The 24,226-nt window shown below is 52.9% G+C and carries 23 protein-coding genes; 8 read left to right on the top strand and 15 right to left on the bottom strand.

Annotation, left to right across the window (positions count from 1 at the left end; genetic code table 11):
* Positions 1 to 34: 34 nt before the first annotated feature.
* Positions 35 to 856 (top strand): hypothetical protein, encoded by an 822-nt coding sequence (locus tag THEAM_RS03165; RefSeq protein ID WP_013537381.1) that lies wholly within the window; start codon positions 35 to 37, stop codon positions 854 to 856.
* Here the strand turns inward: THEAM_RS03165 and THEAM_RS03170 are convergent.
* The gene (locus THEAM_RS03170) at positions 843 to 1,628 is read right to left on the bottom strand and encodes a purine-nucleoside phosphorylase (protein ID WP_013537382.1); all 786 of its coding nucleotides are present in this window, start codon (positions 1,626 to 1,628) and stop codon (positions 843 to 845) included. The two genes, THEAM_RS03165 and THEAM_RS03170, sit on opposite strands and share 14 nt — an antisense overlap.
* Before the next feature lie 2 nt (positions 1,629 to 1,630).
* On the bottom strand, positions 1,631 to 3,310 hold the full coding sequence (locus THEAM_RS03175) for a hypothetical protein (RefSeq protein WP_013537383.1): 1,680 nt from the start codon (positions 3,308 to 3,310) through the stop codon (positions 1,631 to 1,633).
* Positions 3,311 to 3,409: 99 nt separating this feature from the next.
* Between THEAM_RS03175 and THEAM_RS03180 the strand changes: the two genes are divergently transcribed.
* The 5 genes from THEAM_RS03180 (at position 3,410) to THEAM_RS03200 (ending at position 7,771) form a co-directional block, all read left to right on the top strand.
* The gene (locus THEAM_RS03180) at positions 3,410 to 4,633 is read left to right on the top strand and encodes an ammonium transporter (protein ID WP_013537384.1); all 1,224 of its coding nucleotides are present in this window, start codon (positions 3,410 to 3,412) and stop codon (positions 4,631 to 4,633) included.
* Between the two features lie 127 nt (positions 4,634 to 4,760).
* Positions 4,761 to 5,171: a Fur family transcriptional regulator gene (locus THEAM_RS03185; protein ID WP_013537385.1), complete on the top strand. Its 411-nt coding sequence runs from the start codon at positions 4,761 to 4,763 to the stop codon at positions 5,169 to 5,171.
* Positions 5,172 to 5,298: 127 nt separating this feature from the next.
* Entirely contained in the window at positions 5,299 to 5,637 is a 339-nt protein-coding gene (locus THEAM_RS03190) for a P-II family nitrogen regulator (RefSeq protein WP_013537386.1), read from the top strand.
* A 15-nt stretch (positions 5,638 to 5,652) separates the two neighbouring features.
* Positions 5,653 to 7,071 (top strand): type I glutamate--ammonia ligase, encoded by a 1,419-nt coding sequence (gene glnA, locus THEAM_RS03195; protein ID WP_013537387.1) that lies wholly within the window; start codon positions 5,653 to 5,655, stop codon positions 7,069 to 7,071.
* A 217-nt stretch (positions 7,072 to 7,288) separates the two neighbouring features.
* Entirely contained in the window at positions 7,289 to 7,771 is a 483-nt protein-coding gene (locus THEAM_RS03200) for a class I SAM-dependent methyltransferase (RefSeq protein WP_049767033.1), read from the top strand.
* Here THEAM_RS03200 and lysA read toward each other — a convergent pair.
* The 6 genes from lysA to THEAM_RS03230 form a co-directional block, all read right to left on the bottom strand.
* Entirely contained in the window at positions 7,768 to 9,027 is a 1,260-nt protein-coding gene (gene lysA / locus THEAM_RS03205) for a diaminopimelate decarboxylase (protein WP_013537388.1), read from the bottom strand. The genes THEAM_RS03200 and lysA overlap by 4 nt on opposite strands.
* Positions 9,027 to 11,498, bottom strand: a complete 2,472-nt coding sequence (locus THEAM_RS03210; protein ID WP_013537389.1) for a PD-(D/E)XK nuclease family protein — start codon at positions 11,496 to 11,498, stop codon at positions 9,027 to 9,029. Before THEAM_RS03210 ends, lysA begins: the two co-directional genes overlap by 1 nt.
* A complete protein-coding gene (locus THEAM_RS03215; protein WP_013537390.1) occupies positions 11,495 to 12,358 on the bottom strand; it encodes a prephenate dehydrogenase in 864 nt (287 codons plus the stop codon). The genes THEAM_RS03210 and THEAM_RS03215 overlap by 4 nt, the downstream gene beginning before the upstream one ends.
* Before the next feature lie 2 nt (positions 12,359 to 12,360).
* Positions 12,361 to 12,939: a class II aldolase/adducin family protein gene (locus THEAM_RS03220; protein ID WP_013537391.1), complete on the bottom strand. Its 579-nt coding sequence runs from the start codon at positions 12,937 to 12,939 to the stop codon at positions 12,361 to 12,363.
* Between the two features lie 72 nt (positions 12,940 to 13,011).
* Positions 13,012 to 14,004 (bottom strand): c-type heme family protein, encoded by a 993-nt coding sequence (locus THEAM_RS03225; RefSeq protein WP_013537392.1) that lies wholly within the window; start codon positions 14,002 to 14,004, stop codon positions 13,012 to 13,014.
* Positions 13,994 to 14,890, bottom strand: a complete 897-nt coding sequence (locus tag THEAM_RS03230) for a DUF4388 domain-containing protein (RefSeq protein ID WP_013537393.1) — start codon at positions 14,888 to 14,890, stop codon at positions 13,994 to 13,996. Before THEAM_RS03230 ends, THEAM_RS03225 begins: the two co-directional genes overlap by 11 nt.
* Positions 14,891 to 14,964: 74 nt before the next feature.
* Between THEAM_RS03230 and THEAM_RS03235 the strand changes: the two genes are divergently transcribed.
* Positions 14,965 to 15,642, top strand: coding sequence for a hypothetical protein (locus THEAM_RS03235; protein WP_041439403.1), 678 nt, complete (start codon positions 14,965 to 14,967; stop codon positions 15,640 to 15,642).
* On the opposite strand, the gene THEAM_RS03240 is transcribed toward THEAM_RS03235, so the two are convergent.
* The 5 genes from THEAM_RS03240 to ileS are packed head-to-tail and all read right to left on the bottom strand — an operon-like array spanning position 15,639 to position 21,778.
* On the bottom strand, positions 15,639 to 16,445 hold the full coding sequence (locus tag THEAM_RS03240) for a menaquinone biosynthetic enzyme MqnA/MqnD family protein (RefSeq protein ID WP_013537394.1): 807 nt from the start codon (positions 16,443 to 16,445) through the stop codon (positions 15,639 to 15,641). The two genes, THEAM_RS03235 and THEAM_RS03240, sit on opposite strands and share 4 nt — an antisense overlap.
* The gene (locus THEAM_RS03245) at positions 16,439 to 17,368 is read right to left on the bottom strand and encodes a PP-loop family protein (RefSeq protein ID WP_013537395.1); all 930 of its coding nucleotides are present in this window, start codon (positions 17,366 to 17,368) and stop codon (positions 16,439 to 16,441) included. Before THEAM_RS03245 ends, THEAM_RS03240 begins: the two co-directional genes overlap by 7 nt.
* Entirely contained in the window at positions 17,343 to 18,320 is a 978-nt protein-coding gene (gene rfaE1 / locus THEAM_RS03250) for a D-glycero-beta-D-manno-heptose-7-phosphate kinase (RefSeq protein WP_013537396.1), read from the bottom strand. Before rfaE1 ends, THEAM_RS03245 begins: the two co-directional genes overlap by 26 nt.
* A complete protein-coding gene (gene radC, locus THEAM_RS03255) occupies positions 18,313 to 18,981 on the bottom strand; it encodes a RadC family protein (protein WP_013537397.1) in 669 nt (222 codons plus the stop codon). Before radC ends, rfaE1 begins: the two co-directional genes overlap by 8 nt.
* The gene (gene ileS / locus THEAM_RS03260) at positions 18,968 to 21,778 is read right to left on the bottom strand and encodes an isoleucine--tRNA ligase (protein WP_013537398.1); all 2,811 of its coding nucleotides are present in this window, start codon (positions 21,776 to 21,778) and stop codon (positions 18,968 to 18,970) included. Before ileS ends, radC begins: the two co-directional genes overlap by 14 nt.
* Positions 21,779 to 21,846: 68 nt before the next feature.
* On the opposite strand from ileS, the gene THEAM_RS03265 reads away from it, so the two are divergent.
* Positions 21,847 to 22,170 carry a hypothetical protein gene (locus THEAM_RS03265; protein ID WP_013537399.1) on the top strand — a complete coding sequence of 108 codons (324 nt, stop codon included), beginning with the start codon at positions 21,847 to 21,849 and terminating at the stop codon, positions 22,168 to 22,170.
* Between the two features lie 2 nt (positions 22,171 to 22,172).
* Here the strand turns inward: THEAM_RS03265 and THEAM_RS03270 are convergent, their stop codons facing one another.
* Positions 22,173 to 22,571, bottom strand: coding sequence for a rhodanese-like domain-containing protein (locus THEAM_RS03270; RefSeq protein WP_013537400.1), 399 nt, complete (start codon positions 22,569 to 22,571; stop codon positions 22,173 to 22,175).
* Positions 22,572 to 22,626: 55 nt separating this feature from the next.
* Entirely contained in the window at positions 22,627 to 24,213 is a 1,587-nt protein-coding gene (gpmI, locus tag THEAM_RS03275; RefSeq protein WP_013537401.1) for a 2,3-bisphosphoglycerate-independent phosphoglycerate mutase, read from the bottom strand.
* Positions 24,214 to 24,226: the final 13 nt, after the last annotated feature.

A 24,226-nucleotide genomic window follows, 5' to 3' on the forward strand; every position in this document is an offset into this window, starting at 1 on the left:
CAAGTTAAGATTGCTGTTTTGTGGGGAAACTTGAATGAAGCTGTTTAGCCGGATTCGGGTTGTTTATACTAAGGCTTTCTCTTCACAGTTTGGCCCGATATTTTCTGATTGGCCTTCTATTGTTTTGCTTTTTTTTATATTTCTCTTGCTTTCACTGATAACAGGTTGGATACCCGACGGCTTAACTGCCCTTTTTGAAGGTGAAAGGTTAAAAGGTCTCTTTATGCTCGGGGGCTCTTGTTCCATATTGCTTTTCCTTCTTGTTGCTGCCAAGTATCTTTTCGTTAACGTGAGGTTCTACGCGGTAGAGCGAACGCCTCTGAAGAGAAAAGCACTGATTCTTTTCTTAAGCGTTCCGGGTAAAGGGGGAAATTCCCGAGAACTTTTGGATGCCCTAAGAAAGGCCGAGACGATTGAAGAGAAACTGGAGTTAGTAAACGGTTCATTTATTCGAAGCTGGAGAATGCCCTTTGAAGCTATGAAGTTTCATTTACCGGAGCTTCGTTCCGTTGTTGTTATATCTTCTTTGGAGAGCTCTAATTATTACCCGCTCTTCCTTAAAGTAGCTAAGTTGCTTTTCCCCGAGTCCCAGATTCAGTTTAAAGAAATTCCCATAACTTCTTTTGAGAGCTTCAACCAAGTTCAGGAAGCAGTAGAGAAGGCTTACTCTTTTCTAAAAGAACAGGGTTTTAGAGAAAAAGAGGTCATTCTTGATGTAACCGGTGGCAAGAAGATAGTGTCTATAGTAGGAGCTCTACTCTCCTTGCAGCCTTTTCGGGAGTTCCAATACGTTTCTACAGAACAGGGTAGTTACTCTGTGAAGTCTTACGACTTAGAGGCCCTTAAAGATGAATAAGGGCCTCTCCTATGAGCTTACCGAGCTTTGCCGACCTTTCGGCCGCTTTCTCTAAAACCTCTTCATGGGAAGCTTCCGGGTTTAAAGTATCGTTTGTGAACACGGTGAGAGCAACGCACTCCATTCCGTAGAAATTTGCCGCTATAACCTCTGGAACCGTAGACATACTCACGCAGTCTACACCTAAAACCTCAAGCAGTCTAATTTCCGTGTAAGTTTCGTAGTTAGGACCGAGGTTTGCGGCTAAAACCGCCGGAACGGCATCTATCCCGAGCTCTAAGGCCTTTTTTAGAAAAGCGTTAACCAACCTTTTGCTGTAAAACTTTTTGCCGTTTACAAAAACTCTTGCTCCGTAACTCTTTATCAGTCCGACAAGCGGGTTCCTTCCGAGCAGGTTAATATGGTCGTAGATAACTCCTATTTCCGACTCTGCAGCCTTTCTCGACACGGCTCCCGAAGCGCAGGTTGGTATGAAAACCCTTACGCCCAGTAAACTGCAGAGCTCGGGTATAAACCTTATTTCCCAGTCCTCCCTTCCCTCGTAGTAGTGGAACCTTCCCTCAAAAAAGAGGACCTTTTTACCGTTTAGAGAGAGCAGCTTTACCACCCCTTTATGTCCCGGAACCGCTGGCAGGGGCATATTGGGAATTTCCGAGTAGGGAATCTCTCTCTCCACTCCCGGTAGCTCTATACCAGAGCCGCCCACAACTGCTGCGAAGAACTCTTCCTCTTTCAGTAGCTCTTTAATCTTTTTTGCGGCCTCTTCAACCATTTCTACTCCTTGGGCTTAATAATCAGCAGTTTAGAGCGGGGAGGTTTAAAAATGCTCACCGATGTAAATACGGCCACAAAGGCGTCGAGTTCCGGTGAGTAGCTGAAAGCCTCTATACCTCCCAGTTTGTAAATAGGAGATGTCGCCTCCTCCCAGTCGAAGCCGCCGGCGCCGTAGTAGAGCATTAAAATCCTGCCGCCGTCGAAGGTATAGATGTTTCTGAGTATGCCGGGAACGGCGTTTTTGTTCTGGGAGAAGTAAACCTCTTCGTTTCCGTCTCCGTCTACATCTGTAGGCTCGGGTTTGGGAGTTATGTAGTAACTCACCATCATATCGTTGCTGTACCAGTAGAGGGAGTTCGGAGAGGCGCCTATTTGTATAGGAGAGCGCCATACGATTTTCGTTCCCTGGGCAACGTTGAAGTAGTAGTTGAGGTCGTAGTAGGCCATAAACTGCTTTCCGTGGTTTTTAAAGAGCTGAGCGCTTGTAACCTGGAAACCTTCGGGAACATTCACCCTTGAAATCTTCACAAAGCGGCCGTTTTGAACCTTTAACTTCCATACCTTTTTACTGAAGAGCTTATCGCTTATGCGGCTTACCTTCTGACCCCAAACTGTGTCGTTTACGCCGTCGCCGTTTTCGTCAAAACAGGAGAGTATGAGGTCTGACTCTGCAAGCTTTACAAGCTTACCCTGTTTTATGGTGAAAAGCCCCGAACGGACGCTTTTGGAGTTCTGGAAGAACCCGTCTATAACGAAGGCCGACTGTCCGTTTACCGTTACGGGGCAAGTGTGGAACAGGTAGGAACCCCTGAGCGGGTTTTTGAAACGGTAAATTTTTTTAACCGTTAAAGTGTTGGGGATTAATCTATAAACCCTTACGTCGTTCTCGGTTGTAACGAGGAGCTCGGGCTCCGGGGTGGAGTCGAGGTTCTTCAGGAAGAGGCTGGTTGCGTGGGCTTTGAAGTCTAAAACAACCTTGTAGTTCTTGCCCGGAGATAACGTTACAGAGGTAACGGGAGTTCCCTCCCAGGGAAACAGCCTTATCAGCTTCTTGGTGGCATCGTAAACGGCTGCTCCGGCATCTGATACCACTATGAAGCCGTCGTAACCTGTAAGTTGTGTAACCGGGACTCTCCTTCTGAAGTCAGAAGGGTACTTCAGGTGGAATTTCTCTTTAAACGCTTCCCCTTCCTTGTAGGGGGCAAGGTTTAGGGAGGGAACCTCTTTTTTCAGTTCCCTGTAGAGCTCTAAGCCCTTTTTGCCGGCGAAGTTTATAAATAACGCCCTGTTGAAGGTGAGCCTTTGAACCTTCTCACCTATTACCGGCTTACCTAAGGTTGGAAGGGCGGTTGAGTACTCTTTGCTTACCGATGTGATCTTTAAAACCGCGCCGCTTTGGGATATGAACCTATCTCCAACGGACACTCCCTGTTCTCTGCCTACGTCTATTATGTAGCCGTCGTAGCTGTTTAAAACAACCTCTCCTTCAACGGGAGAGAAGGCCTTTTTCATGTAGTAAACAACGTTTTTAACCCCGTGAAATTTGCTCTTTTCGATTCCCACCCCTTCCTGGGACTGAACGGGCGGCGGTGTATACTGAGGCTCCTTTGAGGCAAAGGGGTTGAGTGCGCAGGATGCAGAGAGCGCGGGAATCAAAAGCAGAAGGGAAGCTTTTTTCATCGGACCTCTCCGCCGGAGATTTTCCAGAATAATACCAAAAGAGTATTGGCACGGAACTTGCTAATAGCTCTGGCGTGACAAAAGGAACGGGAGGTTGCGATGGCCGTTGAAGAGGGCATTAAGCACCTTGTCCAGTCGCTTAACGTTTTCTACCTGCTTGCAGGCGCCGTGATGATTCTCTCTATGCACGCGGGTTTTGCCTTTCTGGAGGCGGGAACCGTTAGGAGAAAAAACCAGGTTAACGCCCTTGTGAAAATCATAGTTGACGTTGCTGTGGCCACTGTAGCTTACTACTTTATAGGCTATCCCCTTGCACACAAAGTGTGCTTCATTAAGCCTGCGTCGGCCCTTGTTTCCGACCAGGGCCTTGAGCTTGTCAGGTTCTTCTTCCTGTTGATGTTTGCCGCGTGTATATCGGCGATAGTGTCCGGAGGTGTTGCCGAACGTATGAAATTTAGGCCTTACGTTATAGCCGGCTTCTTCTTGGCCGGCGTTATCTACCCGATTTTCGAGGCCCTTATTTGGGGTGAGCGCTGGTCTCCGGCTTTCCAGGGCTGGGTAGAGCACATTTTCGGTGCACCCATTCACGACTTTGCCGGTTCTATGGTTGTTCACGGGCTCGGCGGCATTATAGCCCTGCCGGCCATTTTGCTTTTGGGACCCCGTATGGGCCGTTACGTTCGCGGGAAGTCTAAGCCCATACCCGTAAGTAACATTCCTTACCTTGCACTCGGCAGCTGGATTCTCATAATAGGGTGGTTCGGCTTTAACGTAATGAGTTCCCAGAAGTTAACGGATATCTCCGGACTTGTTGCCGTTAACTCTTTAATGGCAACTGCCGGGGGTATAATCGGAGGCCTGCTCTTTGGTAAGAACGACCCGGGATTTATCCACAACGGCGCTTTGGCGGGCCTTGTGGCCATATGTGCAGGCTCCGATATAGTTAACCCCGTGGGAGCTTTCGTTATAGGCGTTGTTGCCGCTTACATCTTTATAAAGTTCTTTGTAATCTTCCAGGAGAGGCTGAAAATCGACGACGTTCTCGGTGTTGTTCCTCTCCACGGCTTTAACGGTATATGGGGAGGAATAGCTGCCGGAATCTTCGGTCAGAAGTTTCTCGGGGGGTTAGGCGGTGTCTCTCTTGCGGCCCAAATTTTCGGTGCGGTTCTGATGGTTGTTTACGCCCTTGTAGCCGGCTTTATACTCTACGGCTCCCTTAAGGCGGTGTTCGGACTCCGTCTGAGTGAAGAGGAGGAGTTCAACGGAGCCGACCTTTCCATTCACAAGATTACTGCTTACCCGGAAGAGAAGTTCAGAGTTTAAGGCCGACCCCCCTCTACCTCCTTTCCCCTCGGTTTCCCTCCTTAGGCCCCTCCCGAAAGGGAGGGGTTCTCTTTTTTCTCGGTAATGATTATTATTAATTGGTGCCAAACCATTACGGAGGAAAACTTTGGACGGTGTAAAGCAGAAGAGGAAGAGGAATACAAGGCAGAAGGCTGTTGTGTATCAAGTGGTTATGGATTCTCACGACCACCCTACCGCCGAGAAGGTTTACGAACGGGCCAAGAGGGAGCTTCCCACCATCAGCCTCGGAACCGTTTACAGGGTGTTAAAGGAGCTCGCATCCGAGGGCAAGATAAGGGAGATAATTGTCAACAAACAGTCCCACTTCGACCGCAGAACCGACTTTCACCACCACTTTATCTGTAAAAAGTGTGGCCGTATAGAGGACGTTGAGACCCCCCTTTGCCGCTACACCTGCAGGAAAGTTGAGCAGAAAGGTTACGTTGTTGACGAAATCGAGTACAAGTTCTATGGCCTCTGCAGTAAGTGTGCACAGAAAGAGGGCATCTCTCAGTAAGGGGTGCACAAGAAGTGTGCACCCTTTCCCTTTCTCCTCCCGTTAAATTCCTTGTTTCTCTTAGGATAAATCCACTTTGGCACGCTCTTTGTTAAAATAGTTGGCAAGTTCAGCGGGAGGAGCCGACATGAAGAAGATAGAAGCCATCATCAAACCCTTCAAACTGGAAGAGGTAAAGGACGCCCTTACCGAAATCGGCGTTCAAGGCTTGACGGTTTCGGAAGTTAAGGGATTTGGCCGTCAGAAAGGTCATACCGAGCTCTACAGGGGAGCCGAGTACGTTGTTGACTTTATTCCGAAGGTGAAAATAGAGGTTGTTGTTCCCGACAGCATAGCCGAGAAGGTTGTTGAAACTATTGTAAACGCCGCCAGAACCGGCAGAATAGGCGACGGTAAGGTTTTCGTGATTCCCGTTGAAGACGCGGTTAGAATCAGAACCGGTGAAAGAGGAGACAGCGCAATTTAAATAAGGAGGGTACCTATGAGGCCGCAAAACGCTAAAGAGGTTGTAGAGCTTATCCAGCGAGAGGGGATTAAGTTCGTAGACCTTCGCTTCACCGACATGTTCGGAACGTGGCACCACATCACGTTCCCTGCCCACGAAATCAGCGAGGAGAGCTTCGAGCAGGGACTCTTCTTCGACGGCTCTTCCATTAGGCAGTGGCAGCCCATCAACGCCAGCGACATGATGTTTAAGCTCGACCCCACAACTGCAACTGTGGACCCGCTTTCCGAAATTCCCACCCTTGTAGTTATTGCCGACATTGTAGACCCCGTTACAAAAGAGCCCTACCACAAGGACCCCAGGAACATAGCCAAGAAGGCCCTTGAGTACCTGAAGTCCACCGGCATCGGCGATGCCGTTTACTGCGGACCCGAGCCCGAGTTCTTCGTTTTCGACGACGTTCGCTACGACGTAGGTATGAACTACGGCTTCTACGAAGTTGACTCGGTAGAGGGTATCTGGAGAACCGGTGCCGACGAGAGCCCCAACTTGGGCCACAAGGTAAAGGTTAAGGGCGGATACTTCCCGGTTCCTCCCAACGACCAGCTCGACCACATCAGGAAGATTATGGCCCTTAAGATGGAGGAGGCCGGACTTGTAGTTGAGGCCCTCCACCACGAGGTTGCTACAGGCGGCCAGTGTGAAATCGACTTCAGGTTCGGCACCCTCATAGAGGCCGCAGACAACATCCAGTGGGCCAAGTACATCGTTAAGAACGTTGCCAAGATGTTCGGCAAAACCGCAACCTTTATGCCCAAGCCCCTCTTCGGGGACAACGGTTCCGGTATGCACACCCATATGTCTATCTGGAAGAACGGCGAGAACCTCTTCCACGGCGACAGCTACGCAGGGCTCTCCGAAACTGCACTCTACTTCATCGGCGGAATCATCAAGCACGCAAAGGCCGTTTGTGCTTTTACAAACCCCACGGTTAACTCCTACAAGAGGCTTGTTCCCGGTTACGAAGCTCCCGTTAACCTCTGCTACTCCGCAAGGAACAGGTCTGCCGCAATAAGGGTTCCGGTTGTTACATCTTCCAAGGCCAAGAGGATTGAGGTCAGGTTCCCCGACTCCTCCGGAGCACCCTACCTTGCCTTTACCGCCCTACTCATGGCCGGACTCGACGGTATCGAGAATAAGATTCACCCGGGCGAGCCTGTTGATAAGAACCTCTACGACCTTCCGCCCGAGGAGCTTACAGATATTCCCACCGTTCCCGGCTCCCTCGCCGAGGCAATCGACGCCCTTGAGAAGGACTACGAGTTCCTCACAAAGGGTGGCGTAATGACCGAGCAGTTCCTCGAGGACTACATAGAGTACAAGCGTAAAGAGGAGATAGACCCCGTAAGGCTCAGGCCTACTCCTATGGAGTTTATGCTCTACTTCGACGTTTAATCTTCGGGGGGCGTTCTGCCCTCCTTTCCCTCCCCTATTTTCCCGCCTTTTGTAGAATCTCCGGTAACTTTTGATTCCCGCGGAGCCTCAGATGGAGATTTTCGATAAAGCCGCGCGCCGTTGGGATGAAAAGCCCTCTCGGGTTGAGAACGCCAAGCTCTGCGCAAGGGCCATTAGAGAGCTCGTTCCCCTTGAGAAGGGATGAAAGGTTCTCGAGGTGGGGGCGGGCACCGGGCTCTTGACCCTTTTCCTTGAACCTTTTGTCTCCCAAATTGTTGCCGTTGATACTTCGGCCGGAATGGTTGAGGTTCTAAGGGAAAAAGTTGAGGCCCTTGGGCTTGAGGGAAAAGTTGTTCCCTACCTGGGAACTGTAAACGGCTCTTTCCCCTACTCCGGCTTTAACGTGGCCGTAACCCACATGACGCTCCACCACGTTGAGGAGCCCCGAGCTTTCCTCGGGGAGCTCGTTAGGAGGCTCTCTCCCGGCGGATGGCTTGCCGTCAGCGACCTGGATAAAGAGGACGGCACTTTCCACTCCAACAACGAGGGGGTGTTTCACTTCGGCTTTTCGAAAGAGGAGGTTGAGGAGCTTTTCCGGAGTGTAGGCGTTGAGCCCGTTGGCTATAAGGTGTTTAACGTTATAAGGAAGAGGGGCAGGGAGTACCCCGTCTTCCTCTGTGTGGGTAGGTTGAAGGGTTAGAACTCCCTTGCAAGTAGGTCGCTGATAGTTTCCCTCTGGCGGATTACCCTTGTCGAGCTTCCCTCTACCAGTATCTCGGGAGGGCGGGGCCGTGAGTTGTAGTTAGAGGCCATTGTGAAGCCGTAGGCGCCTGCACTTAAAACGGCAAGAATGTCCCCTTCTGAGCACTCGGGAAGCTCTCTGCCCTTTGCGAGGATATCTCCGGTTTCGCAGATGGGCCCCACAACGTCTACGGTTTCGGTCTTTCTGCCTTTATTCACCACCGGAACTATGTGGTGGTAGGCCCCGTAGAGTGCCGGCCTTGCAAGGTCGTTCATTCCGGCGTCTACTATGTAGAAGGTTTTGTTCGGCCTTCTCTTTATGTAGAGGAGCTTTGTAAGGAGCACTCCGGCGTTTGCCGATATTCTCCTTCCCGGCTCGAGTATCAGCTTACATCCGAGCTCTTTAACTGCCGGAATGAGCTGTTTAGCGAGCTCCTCTGATGGGACCGGAGGCTCCTGGGGGTTGTAGTTTACTCCCAGCCCTCCGCCTGCGTCGAAGAGCTCTACCTCTATTCCGAGGGAGTGGAGCTCCTTTACCAGCTCTGCAACTTTCTCGGCGGCTTCGCCGAAGGCGCTTGTGTCGGTAATCTGTGAGCCTATGTGGAAGTGTATCCCTACGGGGTTAACCCACTTCATCTCCTTTGCCTTTTTGTAAAGCTCAACCGCCCGCTCGTAGTCTACGCCGAACTTGGCCTCGTGGAGCCCTGTTGAGATGTAGGGGTGGGTTTTGGGGTCAACTTCCGGATTTACCCTCAGGGCAATCGGGGCCTTTTTGCCCAGCTTCTCCCCTACCCGGTTAACCGTTTCCAGCTCCGACTCCGATTCAACGTTTATCATCAGGATATCCCGCTCCAGGGCGAACTCTATCTCGTCGGGCCTCTTTCCGACGCCGGCAAACACTATTTTCTTCGGGCTGATGCCGGCCGTTAAAGCCCTGTGGATTTCTCCTGCCGAAACCGTGTCTGCACCGGCTCCGAGCTCGGCAAGGAGCTTCAAAACCCAAACGTTGGAGTTGGCCTTTACCGCAAAGCAGGTTGTGTGCTCTACCTGAGAAAAGGCCGAGTTAAACTCGTTAAACCACCACCTGAAGGCGTTTGCGCTGTAAACGTAGGCGGGGGTTGAGAACTTCTCGGCGATTTCCAGGGCGGGAAGCTCCTCTATGTAGAGCTCTCCGTTTCTGAGCTCTATGAACGGGTAGAGGGTTTTCCTCTCCATTACTCTTCACCTCTCAGCAGTTTTTCTACTCTCTTGAGCTCTTCAAAGCTCAGCTGGAACCGCTCAAAACCTCTGCAGCAGTATGTGTTGAGTCCGATTCTTCCTCTCCTGAGCGTGAGCCTGTGGGGAACGAATATTCCGAGCTTCATCCCCCTTACCGCCGTTCTAACGAGCTTTTTTACCTTTTCAACCTCGCCTTTTGAGAGCTTCAGCCTGTTCCTCCAGCCGGCTTCGTAGCTGCGTGAAACGCTCACGAGCTCGAGCTCAAGGAGCTCAAGCTGCGGCTCCCAGCTTTCAAGCTCTCCGCAGCTTTTGGCCGCAGCGTAGAGGAGTAGCTGAATGGCCTCCGAGTCGGTAACTCTAACCTTTACGCTCCCCCTTTTAAAGTCCACTATCTTCAGCTTTTCGGCCTCTACGATTAAATCGGCCCTCCCCCTGATAACGGTGCCCTCAACCGTAACGGCGAGCTCCTCTTCATGCTTACCCTCTATGGGACCCGCCTTTTTTATGAAACGGCTGAAGTTCTTTTTAAGGGCCTCTTTGAGAATTTCGAGCTTCTTCTCGCCCGCCTTTAGCCGGCTAAACAGCCTCTCAAACTCTCGGTCGAACTCCTCCTCCCAGCTGTCACCCGCCGCTATGAGCCTGTGGTAGAGGGTGCCCTCGGCGCTGAAGATAGAGTCTTGGGTATCCGGCGTTAGGAAGAGCTCTATGAAGGCCTCGGTGGGGCACCTAAGGTAAGAGAGCAGCTGGGAAACGGTTATCTCTTTCAGCCGCTTCCGGAGGGCCTTTGAACCCTTAACCAGAAAGGCCCTCTCCGGCCCTTGGTCTTTCCAGCCGACAATGCCCCTTTCCGGCTCCGTTTCCGGCTCTCTCTCCCCTTTGTAAACTCTGAAGGCGTTTACCGCCTCTCGGGTGGCAAATTCGGGGGCCTCTTTTGCCCCTGCGAACTCCCTGAGCAGGTAGGTGAAGAGCGACTCTCCCCTTCTTCTGTTTACCGTGGCGAAGAAGAGCTTCAGCGGCAGCGACAGTATGTTGTGGAAGGTTAAGAAGTCGTAAGCTATGAGGTTCTTCCTTGAGGGGAACGGCTGGTTGGAGAGGCCGCAGGCCTTGAGGAGCCGGTTAATCTGCTCCCTCTCGGCATAGCTGAAGTCGGGGTCGTAGGGGAACGCCCTCGGGTATGAGCCTTCCGACAGGTCTATGAATATAACCGCTTCGGGGAAGAGGCTCACCGCCGACTCGGGGGAGCAGACGTGAACCCCGAAGGGGTCGTTGTCGTCGGTCATGTAGAACCTGTTCTGGAGGAGCTTTAGGAGCTCCTTCCTGGCCTGGGGGCCGTTCAGTCTGCGGTCGAGGAAGAGGCCCCTTTCCGAGAGCCCCTCTATCTCCCGCAGGAGCTTTAAGAGCTGTTTTTCAAGGTTGTCGCTCTTTCTGAAGGAGCGGCTCCAGAGCCTCCGTAGCCACTCTGTAAGCGGCAGGCTCTCCTCCGACTCCCTGATTTCGTGGAGAAACTCCTTTACAACGGCGGTGGAGGTTAGGGGGAGCCCTCGGGTTTGGAAGTTGAAGGGGATTTTAAACTGCTTGAAGAGGGAGTAGAGAACGGGTAGCAGCCGGTCTATCGAGTCTCCCACCACGGCTATCCTGTGGGGTTCTACTCCCCTCTCCAGTGCCAGCAGAACCCCTTCAACGGCGGCAACTGCGTGCTCGTTCTCGGTGTAAACGCTCTTTATGAGCACCTCTGTTTCGGACTTTGCCGGCTTTCGGTTTAAAGCCCGAGATAGGGAGTTGCCCTCAAGCTCCCTTACGTTTACGGAGTCTTTCAGGAACTCCTCCTGGAGTTTGCCCTGAAGCTCCCCTTCGGCCCTGTAGAAGTAGAGGGTGTGGGGACACTTTTTGAGGAAGGCCGTTTCCAGCGGAAACAGGAAAACGGGAGCTGCAACTTCCAGGGAGCTAAAGGGGAGCGGTGAGCTTTCGAGCCTCTCTGTGGCCTCTTTTAAGACTGTGAGGAAGCTCCTGCCCGTGAGCTCTTTTTGGAGCTCTTGAAACCTTTTAACCAGTTCAACGGTTTGGAGGAGCTTCTCTTTCAGCCTTGAGTCCTCTATCTGCTCTGCCGCCGAGAGAAGCTCCTCCTCGCCGGTTCCCGACTGGAGAATTCCCCTTATCCTCTTGTCTATCAGCTGGGCCCGCCCGTAGCTACACTCTGCCTTCTCAACCTCTTCAACGATTCTCTTTACAAGGAGCGTTCTCTCTTGGTCTGAAAGGATTCTCCTCTTCTCAAGGTTCTCCTCGAGCACCTTCAGGGCGGCCCGCTGAAGCGTTCCCCCTATCTCCTTAAAAACGGGAGATTGAATCGACCTGAGGCACTCTACCTCGAAGAAGGTTGTAAACTGCCTTACGACTACAAAGGGGTTTTCGTTCCGCTCTATTTTTTGGGAGAGCTCTTCTACAAGCTCTTTTAGTCTCTTCCGGCTCACTTTACCAGCTTCCTCTTCTCCCGTGCCTTTTCGAAGAACTCCTTGAGCCCTTCGCCGTTGCCCTCTTCTATCAGCTTTTCCACCTTTTCAAGGGCCGATTTGAAGCTCTTTATTGAGTTGAGCAGGTTCTCCCTGTTGGCAAGGCAGATGTCTCTCCACATTATCGGGTCGCTCATCGCTATTCGGGTAAAGTCCCTGAAGCCCCCTCCGGTGAATTCAAAGAGGTTCGTATTCACCTGCTCGGAGAGGTCGTCTATTGCCGATACTATAGAGTAGGCAACAACGTGGGGCAGGTGGCTTACCGCGGCAAAGACCCTGTCGTGGTGGTAGGGGGCCATCTCTATCACTTCCGAGCCCAGCTGCTTCCAGAGCCTTTTAACCTTCTCCAGGGCCTTTGGGTCTGTGTTCTCTGTGGGAGTCACTATGAACTTCGCCCCTACGAAAAGGTCGGGAACCGCCGACTCTACACCCGACTTCTCGGTTCCCGCTATCGGATGGCCCCCAACGAAGGGGGCGGTGTCTGCCAGTAGCTCTTCGCACCTGTAAACGAGCTTCCCCTTTACGCTGCCGAGGTCTGAAACCACCTGAGAGCCGTTAAGGTGGGGCTTCAGCTGCTTTAAAACCGGCTCGTAGGCCCCTACGGGCGTTGCAAGGACAACAAGGTCGGCGCTTTCGGCCATTGAGTGTTTGATGCTGCCGGAGTCTATAACCTCCAGCTCCAGTCCCTTTTCGATGGCCTCCGGGTTTATATCTACCGCCGTTATCTTCCCTGGGAAGCCCTTCAGCCTCAGGTTTAGGGCGAAGGATCCCCCTATGAGGCCCAGGCCGATTATGCATATCTCTTTAAACTCCCACTCCACCGTTACACCCCTTTGAGCTGTGAGTAGGCGGCCAGAATTTTACAGGAATTCTCAAGGGCCGACAGGAACTTCAGGGCTTCTTCGGCGCTTCCTCCTACCGCAAAGGGGCCGTGACTCCAGATAACGGCAACCGGGTGCTCCTTCAGGAGTTTCGGAAGCTTGCGGGCAACCTCCTCCGACGATACCACCTTCTCCGCCTTTAGAACGGGAGCCTCTTTAATGAGGAGCCGGCCTTCGGAGTCTGCCGGCACTATCGTGTCGTAGAGCAGTGAGCACGCTACGGTGAAGGGGGCGTGGGCGTGGAGTATCGCCTTTACGTGGGGAAGCTCCCTGTAAATCGCCCTGTGGACTATGAGCTCCATCGATGCGTAGCGGTCGAGCCGGGGGTTCTCTTCAAGGGTTGTTACAACGAAGTCCTCCGGTTTCAGGTAGCCCAGCATCTTTCCCGACTTCTTTATGAGTATGTAATCGCCGACCCTGCAGCTGATATTGCCCCCGTGGGTGTCTGTAAGGCCGGCTTCAAAGGTTATGCGCCCCACCCTGATGAGTTCCTCTCTTTCTCTTTTGAAGGGAAGCTCCACTTTTACCTCCTTACAAATGGTAAGGCCGCCCCTTGCGGGGCGGCCCAGAGAGTTTTTAAGTTAAAGTCGGCCTTACTTTTTCTTCCTCAGCCTCTCCATGGCTATCTGGATACTTGCCCTGAGCCTGTCGATTGCAATTGCCAGTTTGGTTATTTCGTCTTTAACCTCTTCCTCTTTGAGTCCCCTCACTCCCAGGTCAACGTCGAGCTTACCGAGGCTGATATCGTGGGCAGCCTTTGTAAGCTTCTCAATCGGCTTGATAATCTCGTTCTGTGCAAAGTACCAGAAGATGAGGAGCGCGAGTATGAGGGCTCCCACGTTCCACAGGTCTACTACGTCTGTAACCGTTGAGAGCATTCCGGCGGGGAGTATCGTTACGCTGATGATACCCCTGAGGTCGCCGACTTTGTAGCCCGTTGCCCTCTTAACGGCCTCTTCGCCGTACTTGGCCACCATGGCCTTGTAGAGGACGGGGTCTATCTGGTCGGGGGTTCCGTGGCACTTCAGGCAGGACTTTTTAACGAAAATCGCCCTTGCGTACCTGAAGGTGTCTCCGTCCCAGCCCCAGTACTCGGGGTGCTTACGGTCGCCGCTTTTAATCTTCTTCTCTATCTCCTTTATGGCCTTCTCTTCCCAGGGGTCGGGTTTGTCGGCCTTTGTCATGTACCTGTCGGAAACTACGTGGAAGCTCCAGCCGTACTCGATGTTGGAGAGGTTGGAAAGCTCCCTTGTTGCAAGGGCCGGGTTGTGAAGGTACATGTGGAAGGCGGGAATTGTTCCCAGGTTCTCCTCTCCTTGGTAGGCAAGGAGGTTCCCGCCGTTGCTCTTAATCTCGAGCAGGTAGCCTACGTCGGGTGAGTATTTGTCCTTCGTCCAAACTCCTCCGAAGCTTGCTGCCCACTTACGGAATATGAGGATTTCCTGGGCGATGCTTCGGCCCTGGATTTTTAGGCTCTCGTCGTAGGTTTTGCTGAGCAGGTGGAAGAACGACAGCGTCGCCAGTATAACGACGATGCCGAATACTATGAAGACCTTCTGGGTCACGCTCAGGTTTTTAAGACTCATTAGAACCTCCTCCTAGGATAAGGGTAATCATCTCCCTCAGCTTTTCCCTACAGCTCTCCCCCTCTACAAGACACGCTTCGGGTATCTTCTCTATGAGGTTCTCTATGAACTGGGGAACCATATCGGTTGTCAGCTGTGAAAGGTCCATATCCTCCAGGGTTTCGTCTATGAGGAACTCACCCATGGGGCCCATTGTTTCTATTAGAAGTTCCTTTATTTTATCCAGCTTATCCTGGCCGACAACCGGGCTTGCAGAGGGCTGGCTCTCCTGTACTGTTTGAACTTCGAGGTTTTGAGCACCCCTTTCTATCTCCTTTATGGCCCTGTTCTTCAGCAGGAACTCTATCTCCTGGGTGCCCTTGCCGAAGGACTCGCTCTTTGTGAGGAGCACTTCCCTCACGGGCGTTCCCTTCGAGAGGTAGGCGAGCATGTGCCAGGTGCCTTCGTCGAAGGTGATTGGGAGTTTGGCCTCTTCCGATAGGGTGAAGGACTTGTTCTCCTTTAGAACCTCCCTTACGGAGTCGGGAAGCTCGTCCTGCTCTTTGGTGAAGTCCATCATAACGTTTAGCGTGTCGGCACTCCCTATCCCCTCTGTCACCTCTTTCTCTACGAAGTTGAACTTACCCTGGTCCCACAGGGTTGTGTAGTGGAGTAGGAACTTGGCGGCTTCTGCAAGTGGGAGCTCGCCGGAGGTGACCCGCTCTTTTAAACGCTTAATAACGGGGACGTTGGAGTTGAAGTCTACGATTTTCCCGTCTTTGAACCTGATGGTTATGCTCTCGCTGCCGCTCCGTAGGTTCACTTCTCCGGTTTTCTTCCCGAGGCTTATAATCTGCAGGAGGTCGAGAACCTCGGAGTAGGAAGTGAAGTCCCCTCTTAACTCCATAATGTCCTCGCGGGCTAAATAAATGTTTTATCGTATAATGATGTTATCACAAAACCCTTGAGAGGGAAAGGAGTATGGCTCTATCCATCAACCAGGATATTAAGGCAGGTAGCAGCGTTTACCACTTGCAAACCGAATACTACCAATCCTCCGGGAAGATAGTAACCAATATTTTTAAAGACGGTGCTGCCGTTAAAAGGCTGGAGAAGTCGGTCCCTTCCGACCTTACCGAGGAGGAGATTGACAAGGAGCTTCGCGACTTCCACAACTCCATAGTTGCCCGCCTTACCGGCGGCGGCAAGAAGGTTGAAACCAAGAGGGCCGGCTTTAAGCTTACCGACGAGGCTGTAGAGCGCATACTCCCGATACTTGCACCCTACTTTGGAATTGCCACGAGCTTCATAGTTGAGGAGACCGCCGCAGAGTCCCACTCCCTTGAGGAGTTTATAGATAAGCTGGTTGACGGCCTTGAGGAGTCCGAGGCCGAGTTTGTCAGGGGCGAGCTTAAACAGGCGCTTTCGGAGTTTGCAACCGGCTTTAAGCTCACGCCAGAGCTTGAGGATAAAATAGTTTCGATTCTGGGAGAGGTCTTCGGGATAATGGCCTACCCCGTTTTTGAGGACTCCCTCTCTGAGTGGAGGGAGAAGGGTGGCAGCTCGTTTGAGGAGCTCGTTGAGGTGATTCTCTCCCATGCCCACGACGACGAAGAGAGGAGGGTGCTCAGGGAGAAGCTCTCTTCTCTTGAAGGTTAAACCTCTATGAACTCCGGTTTAAGGGGAAGTTCGAGCTTCTTGGCAAAGAGCTTCAGCGACTCTATCTCCTGCTCACCCAGGTGGAAGTTCAAAAACTCCAAGTACTTCTCACACAGCCTCTCGGGCAGTCCAAGTCTGCCCGAGAACTCCTTGCAGATTTGGGTGAAGCTCTTGAGTCCGATCTCCCTGGACTCCAAGAGGAGCTTGTAGAACCGCTCCACCTCTTTCCTCTTCTCCCTGTAGCTGTCGCGCCGAACCGCCCAAACGGCAAATACGAAGGGCAGTCCGGTAACGTTGTACCACTCCTCTGCAAGGTCGTAGGTGAACTGGAACCTTTTGCTCCTAAGGAGCTTCAGGGCATCGTCCCCTATTGCGAGCAGTGCTTTGGCGTTTTTGGGTAGGTCTTCTTCTTTCATAGAGTAGTAGTGGAAGTTGGGCTCAACCCCGTAAACGTTTTTCAGCAGGTATTTAAGGAGCTCCCGGGAGGTCATTGAGCTCCTCGTTATCCACACATCCTTCCTGTGGAGCTGGTGGATGGGCAGGGTAGAGAGGAACAGAACGCTTATAACCTTCTTCCTTGCGGATATAGAGAGGTCGGGAAGGAGCAGGTATTTATCCTGGTTTACTATGTACTCGTAGGAAGAGATTACCGAAAGGTCCAGGAAGCCCTCTCTCATCAGCCGGTTCAGCTCCGACGGAACGTCCTCTACAAACTCAACTCCTTCGGCCTTCACTCTACCTGTGAGGAAGCCGTAGTAAACGGGAACCGTGTTTAGGTACTCTATCTTCCCTACCTTCAGCATCTCTCCCTTAACCTCTCCAGGGCTTTACATACGGCACAGACCGGCGCCGTTGTCGGCATGCCGCACACCTGGCACTCGTTCAGCTGAAGCTCCCTTTTAACCTCCCGCTCGAAGAGCGGACGGGCCTTCTTCAAGAACTCCTTGTAAAACCTGAGCTTCGTTCCCGGCATCTCGTGCTCTATGAGGGCAAGGGCCCTTTTGAAAGTTGCAGAGGTCGCCTCTTTGGCGTTCGGGCAGCCGCTCTTTAAAAACTCGATGTTGTTCACAATCGCGTAGCTTACGGTTTCCTTCTCGGTTAAAAAGCAGAAAGGTTTTACCTTCCTTGCAAACCCGCCCTCCTCCGGCAGAACGGGAGCCTGCCTTCCCAGGTAACCTATCTCCCACCTTATGGTGTTTGACAGCAGCAGTGCCGACTCGTCGTCGAGGTTGTGGCCGGTGGCAACTACCTTAAAGCCGTGCTCCCTTGCCACCTTGTTCATCAGGTAGCGCTTAAAGGTTCCGCACACAGAACAGACGTCTCTCCTGCCGGTTCCCTTCGCTATCTCCTCTATTGTGTACCCGAACTCCTCCTTTAGGTCAAAAACTATCAGCGGCCTGCCGATTCTCTCAGAGAGCTTCCTGCACATCTCCAGTGAGCGCTCCGAGTAATCCCACCCCTTTATCCCCAGGGAAACGTGGAAGCCGTAGGTCTCGTAGCCGAGCCTGTGGAGGGCGAACCAGAGGGATAGGCTGTCCTTCCCTCCCGAAACCGCCACGAGGACCTTCTCCCTCTTTGAGAACATCTTGAACTTCTTTATGGTCTTCTCAGTCTGCCTCTCGAACCACTCTACAAAGTGCTCCTTACACAGGGCGAGCCTGTGGTGCCTTATGAAAATAACGGCCTTCTTTCGCTCTCCCTTACTTTTGCAGATTCTGCACAGCATTTGCCGCCTCTTCTATCTCCTCTACGGTTACCGTAGCTGTTCCCAGCTTCCCTACAACAACTCCGGCCGCCAGGTTTGCGATTTCCGCAGCCTCAAAGAGCGTTGCACCCGACGCAACGGAGAGGGCAAATGCGCTTATAACCGTGTCGCCGGCTCCCGTTACGTCAAATACCTGTCTTGCCCTTGTGGGAATGTGGTAGGCCTCACTTTCAGTAATTATAGAGATTCCCTTTTCACTCCTTGTTATCACGGCGTAGTCGAGCTTGTAGCGCTCTATGAGTAACTTTCCGGCCCTTTGGGCCTCTTCGGCGGTTTCCGGTTTAATCCCTACCGCCTGGTAGGTCTCCTTTATGTTCGGCGTCATGGTTGTTATGTCTTTGTAGATGTGGAAGTTCTTCTCCTTAGGGTCGAGGAAAACGGGCACTTCCCTCTTAATTTTCCCCGTAAGCTTAAAGAGCCCCTCGGTTATCACCCCCTTGCCGTAGTCGGATATGATAACTGCGCTGAAGTTCCTGTAGTTCTCCAGTAGGAACTTTAAGAGCTTCTCCTCTACCTGTCTGCTAAGGTAGTCCCGGCTCTCCCAGTCTACCCTGAGCAGCTGTTGGGAGCCCGCAATTATCCGGGTTTTCCTCGTTGTGGGCCTTGAGGGGTCTGTAATCAGCCCTTCGGTGTCGGCTCCCAGCCGTTTGAGCATAGTTTTTAGCCGTTCGCCGGCCTGGTCTTCACCGACAACTCCCAGGGCCACAACTTCGCTGCCGAGGGCTCTCAGGTTTGCCACTACGTTCGCCGCGCCGCCGGGCCTGAAGGTTACCTCTTTCGCCTCTACTATGGGAACGGGGGCTTCGGGCGATATCCGCTCCACCTTCCCCGTGATGTACTCGTCGAGCATAAAGTCGCCTATTACGAGGACCTTCTGCTCTTTGAACTTTTTTAGAATCTCCCTGTTAAACAAGGCCTTCTCCTTTAAAGCTGAAGAAGGTTTCTTCGGTGACTATCAGGTGGTCGAGGACCTCTATACCCAGAACTTTCCCGGCCTCTATCAGCCTTTCGGTCACTTTTAGGTCTTGGGCGCTCGGAGAGGGGTCTCCGTTGGGGTGGTTGTGAAACAGTATCACCGCCTCGGCAAGGTCGCGAACCGCCGGGCGAAACACCTCCTTCGGCGTTATGGCGGCGGCGTTTACCGCCCCCTTTGCAACTTCGTGGATTCCGAGAAGCACTCCGTTTCCCGCCAGCGTTACTACTCCGAAGTGCTCAACCTCTTTGTGGCCGAAGAGGGGTTTTAGAACGGAGAAAGCTTCTTCCGGGGAGGTTATCCGCCTTACCTCTCTCCTTGAGGCCCTTCTTGCAAGCTCTAAGGCGGCCGCAAGGGTTACCGCCTTTGCCGTGCCGAGCCCTTTAATGGAGGTGAGCTCCCTTAGGGATGCCCTCGTTAAGCCTTGAAGGCCGTTGAACTCCTTCAGGATTTCCGATGCCAGGGCGAGGGCGCTTTTGCCCCTTGAGCCCGTTCTGAGGAGTATGGCAAGGAGCTCCGAGTCTGTAAGGGCCGCAGGCCCCTTTTGAATCAGCTTCTCCCGGGGCCTGTCGGCGGCGGGAAGCTCCTTAATCCGTTTCAACTCTCTCCCCTTCAAGCTCTCTCAGGACGCCGGCGCACCTGCTACACACGTCGGGGAAGTCGGGGTCTTTGCCCACAGTTTCGCTGTACATCCAGCAGCGCTGGCACTTCTGGCCGCTTGCCCTCCTTCCTGTGGCCTTAACGTTTTGTATGAGTTCGGGGTCTTCAACGGCGTCTGCGGGAGCTTCAGAGAGCCTTTTAACCTCGGCCTGAGAGGTTATGAATATGTAGGGAAGCTGCTCTTGGTATTCCTTCAGCAGCTCGTATAGCTCGCCGTCTGCGTAAACGGTTACGGCTGCCTCAAGGGAGTGGTTTGCAACTCCCTCCTTCCTAAGCTGCTCGAGAACTTTATTAACCAGCGACTTAACCCTTATGAGCTTGTCCCACCTCTCGAGGAGCTTCCCGTCGAGCTCGTCGCACAGGGGCGGGAACTCCTCGAGGAATACCGACTCCTTCTCCCTTCCCGGCAGGTGGGAGTAGGCCTCCTCTGCCGTGAAGGAGATTATCGGGGCCAGTAGGGTTATAAGTCCGTAGAGAATTTGGTAAATGGCCGTTTGGGCGCTTCTCCTCTTTTTAGAGCGGGGGTGTTCGCAGTAGAGGGTGTCTTTCAGTATGTCCAAGTAAACGGAGCTCAGCTCAACGGAGCAGTACTCGTAGATGCGCCTGTATATCCTGTTGAACCTGTAGTTGTTGTAGTGCTCCACAACCTCGTTAACCAGCTGGTGGAACCTGTTGAGGGCCCACTTGTCTATCTCTTCAAGCTCCTCGTAGGGGAGCATCTGAGCCGGCGTGAAGTCGTTGAGGTTGCCCAGCATAAACCTTATGGTGTTCCTTATCTTCTTGTAGACTTCGGCAACGCCCCTGAGTATGTTGTCGGATATTCTCACGTCTTCGGTGAAGTTCTCGCTTGCCACCCAGAGCCTTAGGATGTCTGCGCCGTAGCGCTTAACGACATCTGTTGGAGAGACTACGTTCCCGAGGGACTTGCTCATCTTCAGTCCCTTCTCATCCAGGGTGAACCCGTGGGTGAGAACCGCCCTGTACGGAGCCTTGCCTCTGGTTCCGCACGACTCTAAGAGGCTTGCCTGGAACCAACCCCTGTGCTGGTCGGAACCTTCAAGGTAGAGGTCGGCCGGCCAGGTAAGCTCCGGGCGCCTTTCGAGAACCGCCGCGTGGGAAGAGCCCGAGTCGAACCATACATCGAGTATGTCGGTCTCCTTTTCAAACTCGGTAGAGCCGCACTTGGGGCAGGTGAAGCCTTCGGGGAGAAGCTCGCTGCAGCTCTTTTGGTACCAGGCGTCTGCCGACTCCTTTTCGAAAATCTGGGCAACCCTCTCGGCTATCTCCCTGCTGAATATGACCTCTCCGCACTTCTTACAGTAAAAGGCCACAATTGGAACGCCCCAAATCCTCTGGCGGGATATGCACCAGTCGGGGCGGCTCTCCACCATGTTCCTGATTCTCGTTCTGCCCCACTGGGGAATCCACTGAACCCTGTCTATCTCTTTAAGGGCCACTTCCCGTAAAGTGGGGTTCCCCTTGTCCATTGCAATGAACCACTGGGGAGTTGCCCTGAATATCACTTTCCCCTTACAGCGCCAGCAGTGGGGGTAGGAGTGGGAAATCGTTCCGGCAAAGAGCAGGTGACCGCTCTCTTTCAGCCTCTCTATTATCAGGGAGTTTGCCTGCCATATCTTCTCTCCCCGGAGCCACTCGGGGGCTTCTTGGTTAAACCTGCCGTAGTCGTCAACGGGAACCAGAACGGGCAGGTTGTACCTGAGGCCTACCTGGTAGTCCTCCTCGCCGTGGCCCGGGGCTATGTGGACAAGGCCGGTTCCCGTGTCGGCGGCAACGTAGTCGGCAAGGACAACTTGCCCCTTCCTCTCAATGAACGGGTGGCTGTACTCTACGCCTTCGAGCTCGGCGCCTTGAAGCTCTTTCTCTACCTCTCCGTCTATTCCTGTTTGCTCTTTGAACTGTTCGAGTAGCTCCTTGGCAACAACAAATCTGCCTTTTTCTGTTCTGAGGAGGACGTAAGTGAGCTCGGGGTTTGCCGCAACGGCAACGTTTGCCGGCAGCGTCCACGGAGTTGTGGTCCATATAACCAGCCTCGTTCCTTCGGGCACTACCCCTTTACCGTTTGTTACCTCGAAGGCTACGAAGATGGAGGGAGACTCCTCCTCTCCGTACTCTATCTCGGCCTCTGCAAGGGCCGTAACGCAGGAGGGGCACCAGAAGACCGGCTTCTTGGCCCTGTAAACGAGCCCTTTCTCGTAGAACTTCCCGAGCTCCCTTACTATGTCTGCCTGGTATTTGGGGTCCATCGTTATGTAGGGGTTGTTCCAGTCGCCTACAACGCCGAGCCTGATGAACTCCTCCCTTTGGGTCTCTATCCACTGTTTTGCGTACTCCCTGCACTTCTTCCTGACTTCCAGCGGGTCAACTTCGTGCTTGCGCTTTTTAAGCTTTTTAAATACCGCCCTCTCTATGGGTAGGCCGTGGCAATCCCAACCGGGAACAAAGGGAGTTTGGTAGCCCTGGAGGGCCTTCGACTTGTTAACGATATCCTTGAGGATTTTGTTCAAGGCGTGTCCTATGTGGATATGGCCGTTGGCGTACGGAGGCCCGTCGTGGAGGACGAACTTTTCATCACACTGGTGTTTATCCAGGAGTTTTCTGTAAAGGTTTAACTTTTCCCACTCTTTAAGGATTTCGGGCTCTTTTTTTGGTAGATTCCCCCTCATGGGGAAGGCCGTTTTGGGCAGGTTGAGGGTCTCTTTGTAGTCTCTACCGGCCATAGGTTTTCCTCCTGCTGGAATGGCAGTATTTTATCAGAGTGAAAAAATAATCCGTTAAGGGGGAAAAGGTGGCTCCCAAGCTGCAGGTTTTTCTCGTTGTCGACGGTGTTAGGCTACCCGTTGAGGAGCTAACCCTTGCCGGCTGTAGGCTTTCGTGGGCTCCCGAGCTCTTAATAGCCCAGAAGTGGGCCGTAGGAGACCTGCTCTTTTCTGCTGTAGACGTTGAAATTTCCATTAAAAACTTAAAGCTTTCCTTTAACGGCGATAAGAGCTGGCAGGTTGAGGTGGCTTTCCACCAGCTTACGGAGTCTCAGAGGAGGGTTTTGGGGGAGTTTATAGGGGAGGGCAGGGGTGAACTCCGCCACTTCCGGAGGGAAGTGGCGGAAGGTTAAGGCTACTCTTGGGTGTGGGCCTTGTGGCACTCTATTAGGTTGTCTATGTCGGTATCGAGTACGTAAACGTTTACGTAGCCGAGAGCCGCAAGTATCCCTGCTACCCGGTTTGCGAGTTTTGTCTGCTTACACCCCACAACTACCGGATGGTTCTTGGGTTTTGGGAGCCTATCGAGGTTCTGGTGAAGCTCGGTAAACGGAATGTAAACGGCTCCGGGTATGCCGGCTTCTTCAGCGTTCTCCCTCTCTACGTGCTCGGGAGGCCTTACGTCTAAAACGTAGGCTCCCAGGTCTTTGATGAGCTCGCGGGCCCTGTGCAGGTTTACGTTGCCGAAGCTCTCCTTCTCCTTGAACGCCTCTATCGCCTCTTTAAGGTTGGTGGCAAGAACTTCCATGCTCATCTCTCCCTCCTCACTCTCTTAGTGGTTCAAATATCAATTTAGGTTTTCTAACTTCTTATGTAAAGTCTCCCTCTACGATTACACACCCGGTCATCTCCGGCGGTATCTCCTCTCCCAGTATGTAGAGTATGGAGGGGGCGATGTCTCCCAGTATCCCAACAACTGGAACTCCTGCAAACTCTTGGGGGAGTTCAACGTCGCTTTTATCTCTTCTCTTTACCCGGTAGCTTCCGCAGCTTCCCTTTACAACCACAAAGGGAACCGGGTTTGTTGTGTGGGCCGTCCAAGGGCCTCCCGTTTCCGGGTCTATCATCTGCTCGGCGTTTCCGTGGTCGGCGGTTACAACGCAGACTCCCCCCATCTCGAGGGTGGCCTTTACAACCTGCTTCAGGCAGGAGTCTACGGTCTCTATAGCCTTTATCGTTGCCTGAAGGTTACCCGTATGGCCCACCATGTCGGGGTTTGCGTAGTTGAGAACTACGAGCTTGTACTCGCCGCTCTTTATCCGCTCCACCACCTTCTCTGTAACTTCCGGAGCGCTCATCTCCGGCTTAAGGTCGTAGGTGGCCACTTTCGGAGACGGAACGAGTATTCTGTCTTCCCCCGGAAACGGCTCTTCCCTGCCGCCGTTGAAAAAGTAGGTTACGTGGGCGTACTTTTCGGTCTCCGCTATTCGCAGCTGTTTGTAGCCCAGTTTGGATATAACCTCCCCCAGAACGTTTTTGAGTTCCTGAGGGGGAAATGCAACGTCGAACGGGAATGTTTCGTCGTACAGGGTCATGGTTGCCAGGTAGGAAGGTTGAGGCCACTTTTTCCTTTTAAACCCGTTAAAGTCCTTTAGGCCGAGGGCTGCAACTATCTGTCTCATCCTGTCTGCCCTGAAGTTGAAGAAGAAGAGAACATCTCCCTCTTCAACGAGACAGTCGGGGTTTATAACGTAGGGCTTAACAAACTCGTCGGTTTCTCCCCGGGCGTAGGCGTCGTGGAGGGCCTTTATCGGGTCGGTGCACCTGAACCCTTCGCCGAGAACCATTGCGTTATAGGCTTTCTCCGTTCTCTGCCACCTTTTATCCCTGTCCATGTAGTAGTAGCGGCCCCCCATTGTGGCAACCTTTCCGTTGCCCACCTCTTTCAGTTTCTCCAGTAGGGCTTTCAGGTAGGGTTCGGCGCTTTTGGGAGGTGTGTCCCTGCCGTCGAGTATGGCGTGAACGCACACCTTCGGAGCGCCCAGCGCCTTGGCCGCGTCGAGCAGTCCGAAGAGGTGTTTTATGTGGCTGTGAACGCCGCCGTCGGAGAGGAGTCCTATGAAGTGGAGCTTCTTCCCCTTCTCTTTGGCCGTTTCTACGGCTTTAACTATTACGGGGTTTTTCAGGAATTCGCCCCTCTCCATCGCCTTGGTTATGCGGACTATGTCCTGCCACACTATCCTTCCAGCCCCTATGTTCGTGTGGCCCACTTCGGAGTTACCCATCTGCCCTTCCGGAAGGCCCACGGCCTCACCGGAGGCTTTCAGGAGCCCGTGAGGGTAGGTCTCCCACAGGTAGTCCCAGAACGGCGTATTGGCGAGCGCTATGGCGTTACCCTCTTTCCTCGGGCTGTAGCCGAAGCCGTCGAGGATTACGAGCGTTACAAACTTTGCCATCTCCACCTCTTCC

Origin of the sequence: Thermovibrio ammonificans HB-1 (assembly GCF_000185805.1) — a bacterium.
In the GTDB taxonomy this organism is placed as follows: Bacteria; Aquificota; Aquificia; order Desulfurobacteriales; family Desulfurobacteriaceae; genus Thermovibrio; species Thermovibrio ammonificans.

Excerpts from the sequence above, each read along its gene's own strand:
- gpmI (WP_013537401.1), bottom strand. The coding sequence starts at position 24,213 with ATGGCAAAGTTTGTAACGCTCGTAATCCTCGACGGCTTCGGCTACAGC.
- THEAM_RS03235 (WP_041439403.1), top strand. The coding sequence starts at position 14,965 with ATGGCTCTATCCATCAACCAGGATATTAAGGCAGGTAGCAGCGTTTAC.
- THEAM_RS03240 (WP_013537394.1), bottom strand. The coding sequence starts at position 16,445 with ATGCTGAAGGTAGGGAAGATAGAGTACCTAAACACGGTTCCCGTTTAC.
- THEAM_RS03170 (WP_013537382.1), bottom strand. The coding sequence starts at position 1,628 with ATGGTTGAAGAGGCCGCAAAAAAGATTAAAGAGCTACTGAAAGAGGAA.
- THEAM_RS03245 (WP_013537395.1), bottom strand. The coding sequence starts at position 17,368 with ATGCTGTGCAGAATCTGCAAAAGTAAGGGAGAGCGAAAGAAGGCCGTT.
- THEAM_RS03230 (WP_013537393.1), bottom strand. The coding sequence starts at position 14,890 with ATGGAGTTAAGAGGGGACTTCACTTCCTACTCCGAGGTTCTCGACCTC.
- lysA (WP_013537388.1), bottom strand. The coding sequence starts at position 9,027 with ATGGAGAGGAAAACCCTCTACCCGTTCATAGAGCTCAGAAACGGAGAG.
- ileS (WP_013537398.1), bottom strand. The coding sequence starts at position 21,778 with ATGGCCGGTAGAGACTACAAAGAGACCCTCAACCTGCCCAAAACGGCC.
- THEAM_RS03270 (WP_013537400.1), bottom strand. The coding sequence starts at position 22,571 with ATGAGCATGGAAGTTCTTGCCACCAACCTTAAAGAGGCGATAGAGGCG.
- glnA (WP_013537387.1), top strand. The coding sequence starts at position 5,653 with ATGAGGCCGCAAAACGCTAAAGAGGTTGTAGAGCTTATCCAGCGAGAG.
- THEAM_RS03175 (WP_013537383.1), bottom strand. The coding sequence starts at position 3,310 with ATGAAAAAAGCTTCCCTTCTGCTTTTGATTCCCGCGCTCTCTGCATCC.
- THEAM_RS03180 (WP_013537384.1), top strand. The coding sequence starts at position 3,410 with ATGGCCGTTGAAGAGGGCATTAAGCACCTTGTCCAGTCGCTTAACGTT.
- THEAM_RS03225 (WP_013537392.1), bottom strand. The coding sequence starts at position 14,004 with ATGAGTCTTAAAAACCTGAGCGTGACCCAGAAGGTCTTCATAGTATTC.
- THEAM_RS03165 (WP_013537381.1), top strand. The coding sequence starts at position 35 with ATGAAGCTGTTTAGCCGGATTCGGGTTGTTTATACTAAGGCTTTCTCT.
- THEAM_RS03190 (WP_013537386.1), top strand. The coding sequence starts at position 5,299 with ATGAAGAAGATAGAAGCCATCATCAAACCCTTCAAACTGGAAGAGGTA.